This is a genomic window from uncultured Paraglaciecola sp., assembly GCF_937123705.1.
Classification (GTDB): domain Bacteria; phylum Pseudomonadota; class Gammaproteobacteria; order Enterobacterales; family Alteromonadaceae; genus Paraglaciecola.
On the sequence record NZ_CAKZKO010000114.1, the window covers coordinates 1 to 5996 of the forward strand.

At 49.0% G+C, this 5996-nt stretch carries 14 protein-coding genes; 6 read left to right on the plus strand and 8 right to left on the minus strand.

Translation table 11 applies throughout. The features are described 5' to 3' along the window. The first annotated feature begins 95 nt into the window (after positions 1 to 95). The 6 genes from Q0688_RS14315 (at position 96) to Q0688_RS14340 (ending at position 1990) form a co-directional block, all read left to right on the plus strand. On the plus strand, positions 96 to 371 hold the full coding sequence (locus Q0688_RS14315) for a hypothetical protein (RefSeq protein WP_299078004.1): 276 nt from the start codon (positions 96 to 98) through the stop codon (positions 369 to 371). Beyond that, complete coding sequence (locus tag Q0688_RS14320) at positions 368 to 697, plus strand: hypothetical protein (RefSeq protein WP_299078007.1); 330 nt, start codon at positions 368 to 370, stop codon at positions 695 to 697. Before Q0688_RS14315 ends, Q0688_RS14320 begins: the two co-directional genes overlap by 4 nt. After that, positions 669 to 1202 carry a DUF1643 domain-containing protein gene (locus tag Q0688_RS14325; RefSeq protein ID WP_299078010.1) on the plus strand — a complete coding sequence of 178 codons (534 nt, stop codon included), beginning with the start codon at positions 669 to 671 and terminating at the stop codon, positions 1200 to 1202. The genes Q0688_RS14320 and Q0688_RS14325 overlap by 29 nt, the downstream gene beginning before the upstream one ends. Positions 1203 to 1224: 22 nt before the next feature. Continuing rightward, complete coding sequence (locus tag Q0688_RS14330) at positions 1225 to 1452, plus strand: hypothetical protein (protein ID WP_299078013.1); 228 nt, start codon at positions 1225 to 1227, stop codon at positions 1450 to 1452. Between the two features lie 23 nt (positions 1453 to 1475). Beyond that, complete coding sequence (locus Q0688_RS14335) at positions 1476 to 1742, plus strand: hypothetical protein (RefSeq protein ID WP_299078016.1); 267 nt, start codon at positions 1476 to 1478, stop codon at positions 1740 to 1742. A 62-nt stretch (positions 1743 to 1804) separates the two neighbouring features. Then, positions 1805 to 1990, plus strand: a complete 186-nt coding sequence (locus Q0688_RS14340) for a hypothetical protein (RefSeq protein WP_299078018.1) — start codon at positions 1805 to 1807, stop codon at positions 1988 to 1990. On the opposite strand, the gene Q0688_RS14345 is transcribed toward Q0688_RS14340, so the two are convergent. The 8 genes from Q0688_RS14345 to Q0688_RS14380 form a co-directional block, all read right to left on the minus strand. After that, on the minus strand, positions 1987 to 2712 hold the full coding sequence (locus Q0688_RS14345) for a hypothetical protein (protein ID WP_299078021.1): 726 nt from the start codon (positions 2710 to 2712) through the stop codon (positions 1987 to 1989). The two genes, Q0688_RS14340 and Q0688_RS14345, sit on opposite strands and share 4 nt — an antisense overlap. Next, complete coding sequence (locus tag Q0688_RS14350) at positions 2712 to 3284, minus strand: hypothetical protein (protein WP_299078023.1); 573 nt, start codon at positions 3282 to 3284, stop codon at positions 2712 to 2714. The genes Q0688_RS14345 and Q0688_RS14350 overlap by 1 nt, the downstream gene beginning before the upstream one ends. Next, positions 3284 to 4177: a PD-(D/E)XK nuclease-like domain-containing protein gene (locus tag Q0688_RS14355; RefSeq protein ID WP_299078026.1), complete on the minus strand. Its 894-nt coding sequence runs from the start codon at positions 4175 to 4177 to the stop codon at positions 3284 to 3286. The genes Q0688_RS14350 and Q0688_RS14355 overlap by 1 nt, the downstream gene beginning before the upstream one ends. Before the next feature lie 172 nt (positions 4178 to 4349). After that, positions 4350 to 4607, minus strand: coding sequence for a hypothetical protein (locus Q0688_RS14360; protein WP_299078029.1), 258 nt, complete (start codon positions 4605 to 4607; stop codon positions 4350 to 4352). A gap of 12 nt (positions 4608 to 4619) precedes the next feature. Beyond that, positions 4620 to 4853 carry a hypothetical protein gene (locus Q0688_RS14365; protein WP_299078032.1) on the minus strand — a complete coding sequence of 78 codons (234 nt, stop codon included), beginning with the start codon at positions 4851 to 4853 and terminating at the stop codon, positions 4620 to 4622. 214 nt (positions 4854 to 5067) lie between these two features. Next, positions 5068 to 5442 (minus strand): hypothetical protein, encoded by a 375-nt coding sequence (locus Q0688_RS14370; RefSeq protein WP_299078035.1) that lies wholly within the window; start codon positions 5440 to 5442, stop codon positions 5068 to 5070. Then, positions 5439 to 5690, minus strand: coding sequence for a hypothetical protein (locus tag Q0688_RS14375; protein ID WP_299078038.1), 252 nt, complete (start codon positions 5688 to 5690; stop codon positions 5439 to 5441). The genes Q0688_RS14370 and Q0688_RS14375 overlap by 4 nt, the downstream gene beginning before the upstream one ends. Beyond that, positions 5687 to 5941 (minus strand): hypothetical protein, encoded by a 255-nt coding sequence (locus Q0688_RS14380; protein ID WP_299078041.1) that lies wholly within the window; start codon positions 5939 to 5941, stop codon positions 5687 to 5689. The genes Q0688_RS14375 and Q0688_RS14380 overlap by 4 nt, the downstream gene beginning before the upstream one ends. Positions 5942 to 5996 lie beyond the last annotated feature (55 nt).

Here is a 5996-nt window from a genome sequence, read left to right on the forward strand (position 1 = left end):
TGAGTTTGTGAAGATAATGGTGAGTATATTCTCACTCCAACCCTGCTACAAACCAGATCAACCATAAACCCCGCCCACCAACAAAGGTAATAACAATGCACGACTATCGCAACGATCCATTGTCTGATGAGGATAGAGAAACACGCGACAAGCTGTTCAGTCAGCTGACGTCAACCAGGGCCGCCGATGAGTACGGCGCGATCTTCAACATGGATAAGAATGCCCGCAAAGAAGAGCGCGAAGCATTCCGCAGGCTCAAGCGGTTGTCAAAAACCACCACGCCAGAAATTGGTACAGTCAAATCCATCGGCGGTGTTGACTATGAGGTTACCGATCAAGGATGGGTGAAAATAGGATTGACCGAAGTATGAACAGGAAACGTAAAAGCACGATGGTTGAATTGGTGGAGGAGCTGCGTAAGCTGCCTAAATCATCAGCTATTGATTTCATGATCGAGGAAGCATTAGCCGGTGAGTATCACGACTACAAGAACGTTAAATACGTTTGCGGGAAAATGGAATCCAGTCAGAGTCTGCATAGGCTCGGACACTCAAAACTTGCTAGGCGTATCGAGCAAGGTGAGTTTGATGAGGAGGCTGATGCTATTGACGAGGCCATGATGCGAAAGGATCTAGCAGACGGTGGCGCATCACATCTTGAAGGGCTGCTTGGCCTCTCGAAGCCGACTACTCACTAACCCCGCTATGAACCAGATCATAAACAACGTAGGCCCAACCAAGTCAGCCGTGATATCAGATTGCGGTTGTTATAGGTACAAGCTGGAACGCCGCTGGTCAGCAGACAAGCGAGCCGTGTGCTTTATTGGGTTGAATCCATCGACAGCAGATGCCAATCTTGATGATCCGACGATAAGGCGATGCGTGAACTATGCGAAATCGTGGGGCTATGGGAAACTGATCATGGTCAACCTTTTTGCCTTCAGAGCGACAAGGCCCAAGGATATGATGGATGCACTTGACCCTGTTGGCTCGGGTAATGATGCTTGGATAGATGCAGCGGTTGCCGAGGCTGATATCACGATTGCTGCTTGGGGCAAGCATGGCTCATTCAGAGATCGTGCAAAGGGGATGATTGACAGGCATGGGCCACAGTACCTAAAGCTGAACAAGGACGGATCACCGGCACATCCGTTGTACTTGAAAAAAGAATTGCAGCCGCAAGTTTGGCTAATTGAACATTAACCCCGGCCAGAAAATGAGAAAGATGCGAAAGCAGCCAGTAGGGGCTTTTAATCAATACGACTTTGGTCTGAACGCGGGTGATCGTGTTTATTCTGATCTGGGTGACGGGACATATTTAATGAGTGATTTGCGCGAGTCCAACGGTGCTGACAAAGCGGCAAGCGGTGTGCTGTCGTATTCAGATGTAAAGAAAAACGGAGTTGATCGACTGGCAGTAAAAGTCGGTGAATTATTCTATTGGCAAGACTGAACACAAAACCCCCGAGAATAATCATGAAAACAATTTACAAGTACACGCTTGAACGAACCGACTGGCAGGAGGTAGCGATACCTGACGATGCACGAGTATTGAGCGTGATGGTTCAAGGCGGTGAAATCTGCGTATGGGCTGAAGTCGATACCGAAAATGAATTAAGAAATTGGGGTTTTTGGGTAGTTGGTACTGGCAACCCAATCCCTGAAAATTGCACTAATAACGGCAACCATATCGGTAGCGTGATAGATGGGCCTTTTGTCTGGCACATCTACACTGACGACTAACCATTAACCCCGCTATGGACATAGTTAAAAACATATATCTAACCGAATATGCGATTTCGTGTGTGAAAATATCACGGCAGATTCAAGGTCTAAATGTATCATCTTATTCGTTGCAGACTGTTGCCAATCCTAGCCTACTACCCACAAACGACAAAGGCATAAAGAGTTGTGGTTTTGCGTTGTTTAAGTCCGGCAGAATGCAGCATTTTTACGATCCCGAAATGAATCACGAGCTAATTGCTCATTAACCCCCATCAACAAAGCCATCAGGCAGAGTAATACGATTGCCGCTCCTGAAATAAGTAACGCCTTTGCCGTGCTTGCGTATCGCTCTGTTTAATGCGTCCAGTGCGTTCATTATCTCATCCGGCAAAGTGTATTCGTCATAGTCCTCTGGTAAATCATCACACCAGTGCTCAAGCTCAATCTCTGGCAGGTCATGCGGCTCAGCTTCTTCTACTTCTGCATCGCTCGGCATAATGTCGTGCTCAAGCAGATAGTCGCGCAATGAGTCAGGATCGAAATGCCAAGAATCACCAATGACACACGGTTGATCCTGATACGGAACGGCCTTTAGGCGATTGAATCTCTGGCGCTCGCGATCCTTAGAGCACTGAGAACACCAGCTATCTTTCCGGTAAAGCTCTGAGCATGTATTGCACCGCTTGTGTGTCGAAGCATTCTCACGCGCTCTCGATTCAGCGTCACGGCCTTGCTCCATGAACGCCGTTCCCGTCGAATTATCACGCCAGACTTTTGCATCAACCAACGACACCGAATCAGGATCATCGAACAGCACAATTCGCTTCACTCGGCACCATATATGCGCAGGTTCATCTTTGCGCCAGCCGTATTCTGTGTGAATGTTTCCATCCTCGAAATAACCTGCTTCTGCTATAGCTGATTTGAAAGCTGATTTCGTGAAGACACATGGCGCGGTTGCTTTGCCGTTTGCCAGTTCAATGTTCATCACTCACCCTCCACAACAAACTTACCCCGAGCAGCGACAACGGCGTCTTTGATCTGCGCTAGTGCATCAGCGCCGAATTCGTTGTTGACTGTCTGGACGATCAAATCCAGATCAGCGTTGGAAGTAGCTTCGTTGATATCCTGCTCAAAGTGCGTCGGGATGAATTCCTTAACAATGGGTTGCGCATCCGGTATCACGTCCCACGTCTGAATCTCGCGTTGTTTCTTGTTGAGCTGAACTACCAAGTCAAAAGGCGCTGTAATGCCGCTAACGGCCTTTATGCGAATACCGCCAGTTTCCTTGCCAGCCCACTTAACAGACGGCTCACAGTACAGCTCAAGCATCTTGCCTGCCCATGACTGCTCATCATCCGACCAGACTTGTACAAGCCCCCGCAACATACTTTTGCATGGCTTGTACGGCCTGCCGTCGAAGCCCTCAAGGTGTAGTTTTATCGGCTGCTCCTGGCGCGGGTTGTATTCAACGCGGTTAATCTTGAATGTCATCGGTTTGAAAAAATCCACTGCATTGAGCTGGTCGCTCTTTGCTTCCAAATCTTTCATGTCAATCATTACAGTAAATCCTCATCTTTAGTGGCCCAATACGGGCGGTCCATTTCCACAATCGTCTGCCAGGATGATTTGTCACCAGCAGATAGCGCTGAATACTCAGCCAGCTTTTCGTCAATCAGCCGCCTGCCGTCGAACTTCGCTGTGTCAGATAGCGCGACTACCTTCACCGGATACCGACCAAGCGATAACGATGTGCTGACAAACCCGAAACAGAAGAACACCTTAGAGCCTGTCACCTGCTCAATGCCTCGGGTGTAAAACGCGTCCTGCACGAAATACTGCAATTCCTCAATCTGGTTTTGAATCCGGCCTATCTGCGCAATGGTTTTCACGTCAAACACCAGCGTTGTGCAATGGGCGGGCATGAATGACGGTCGGTTGCTGTCGTTAATATCCAGCACCAGCAGGTCAGGGCGGCATTTGCATTCAACGCCTGTCTTTGGGTCTGTCCAGAAATACGAGCGCTCTGCAATGCCTCCCAGCGCCATGATTGCGGCGATAGTAGGATGAGCTAGGGCAGATTCACGCATGGCCTTGCACTTGTTGAAATCCTCGTTCGTCACTGGAATGATGCCCTTGCTTTTCCAGTCAGCGATCATGTCCAGTTCCTCCTGTTTCTCAGCAGGCTTGCGGCGATTGAATACCGGCAAGACTTGGCATTTCTCGTGGAATGAATCGGACTCCAGAAAGTACAGGTGAAAGTCGGTGCCGAAATCTACGGCTGATAACTTGCTTGTATCTTGCTCAGCCGTCCTGTTCCAGATAATCGACGCAGGATCATCCATGCGCTTGATGTCTGAGGTAGAGAGTCCTTTCTCTGGCTTGTGGTATTCGTCGTTCGGCAATCCATCCGTGAAGAATCCGCTGGCTACTTCCTTGACTACTGCATTCATAACGAAATCCTCAATTGATGAAAAACCTGATGCGCCGCATCCTGGGTAACGACATTCCCAGAATCGCGCAGTTGTTCGATGGTCTGCCGTCCTACGTGGCCGTGTTCGCGGGCTTGCAGTAGGTATTGACTGAAGCGCTCTATGTTGGTGTTAGCGCATATTGGTTTGTAGTTCATGGCTTCACAAGCAATTTGCTATCGACAGTTTCCCATTGCTTCATCAAGTCCTCAGCGCTGTAGCCCAGTTGATCGCCTAGAATCTTTATAAACTTGTGGCAATCCGCATTCGCGGCCTCGGTGCCTCTAATTCCAGAATCCAATGCCCATATGCAATCGCCGACAGTTGGATTATCGCCAAGCGGGTAATCGGGATATCGCTTCTTGACCAGCTCTACTAATTCGTTCACTTTGTTTTCTATACACCAACTCATTCCATATTCCCCTTAATAGTCAGCCCAGTTTTCGCGAATGCCGCAAATCTGGTTTAGCCTGATTGAGTTATGCAATTTCTGATATTTGCGTCGATAGTGAGCCACTATGCCGTCTGACTTTTTGGTGATATCAGACACCGTGACTTTGATGAAATCAGGGCTGTGGTGGCTGGCGATTCTGTATCGTTTGCCAGCTCGAATATCAACGCCCCCACACTCTATTGTTGCTAGTCTGGTTGCGCTCATGATTTCTCCAATTTATCCCGCTCCAAAACGTCAGCATCCTCCGTGAAGGGTAGAGACATGTCGGGCCTCCCATCCGCATCTATATGCACAGGATTAGGCAATCGACTTAGGACGCGGTTTAGTGCGGCAGTAGCAACATCAGCCCCGTTTTTCCAGTTGCCCAACTCCGGCTTTGTGTGGAATTTCCAGTATTCGTCTGTGTTGGGTTGGCGGGTCATTTGAGAGAATCCCTGTAGGCTTTCTTTGCTGATTCGTATTCATAAAGATCAACGGATCGGGATTCGGAGACGTTCAGCGGCCTGCGTAAATTCACGGTCCTGTCAGCAGCCCGCAAAAGGTCATCAAGCAATTGCTCCGGCGTTTTGGGCTTGAGGGCTTCTAGCGAGTCAATTAAATTGCTTCGTTTCCCACCAGGGCGAGAATCCCAATGAGCATGTGGCCTCATGTATTCTTCAGCCGCGTCAACAACACGTTGCAGCTTGTTCATGCGGTCGGCTATTTCATCGCAGGACATGTGCATTTGCTCGCTATCGCCATCCCCCACGACAGGATCGCCATGAAGCATAAAAGCCCTGTATCGCTCACTCATTCAACTACCCCCAGATTCTTGGTTATGAAGTCAGAAGCGTATTCACCTGCCTTTTTGACGCTAGCCATGTGTGAGTCCTTATGCATGCCAACGCCATCAATCTCGGTAACCAGTGAATCAACCAGCTCGCACATAACCTTTAGATTCTCGAATCGCTCGCCGTCAACATGCGTGGCTCCGGCTGGCTCAATTGGGCCGACGATCTTTTCAACCAAGCTCTTGACTTGCTCCGCTGTGAAGTCACTCACGCCACTTTCTCCATCAAATTATCAAACCCACGTTGTTCAGTAGCTCGCATCAAATACTTGTAAACATCCACCAGCCCGACAACCTGCTGACCCTCTACGGTTAGGGTGTATTCGCCGTCAACATGGTGGAATGATTTGTTATCAGTCGGCAGATTCAGATACAGGGGCCAGAATTCATCCAGTGCCAATGCTGCATGTCTGTTGGCGGTGATCTGGCTTTGGTATCGCTGGGCTGTTTTTTGGGGGATCATGATTGTTCCATAGCCTCAAGTTGCGCCTTAGCCCGATTGATCTCTTCAATGGCCT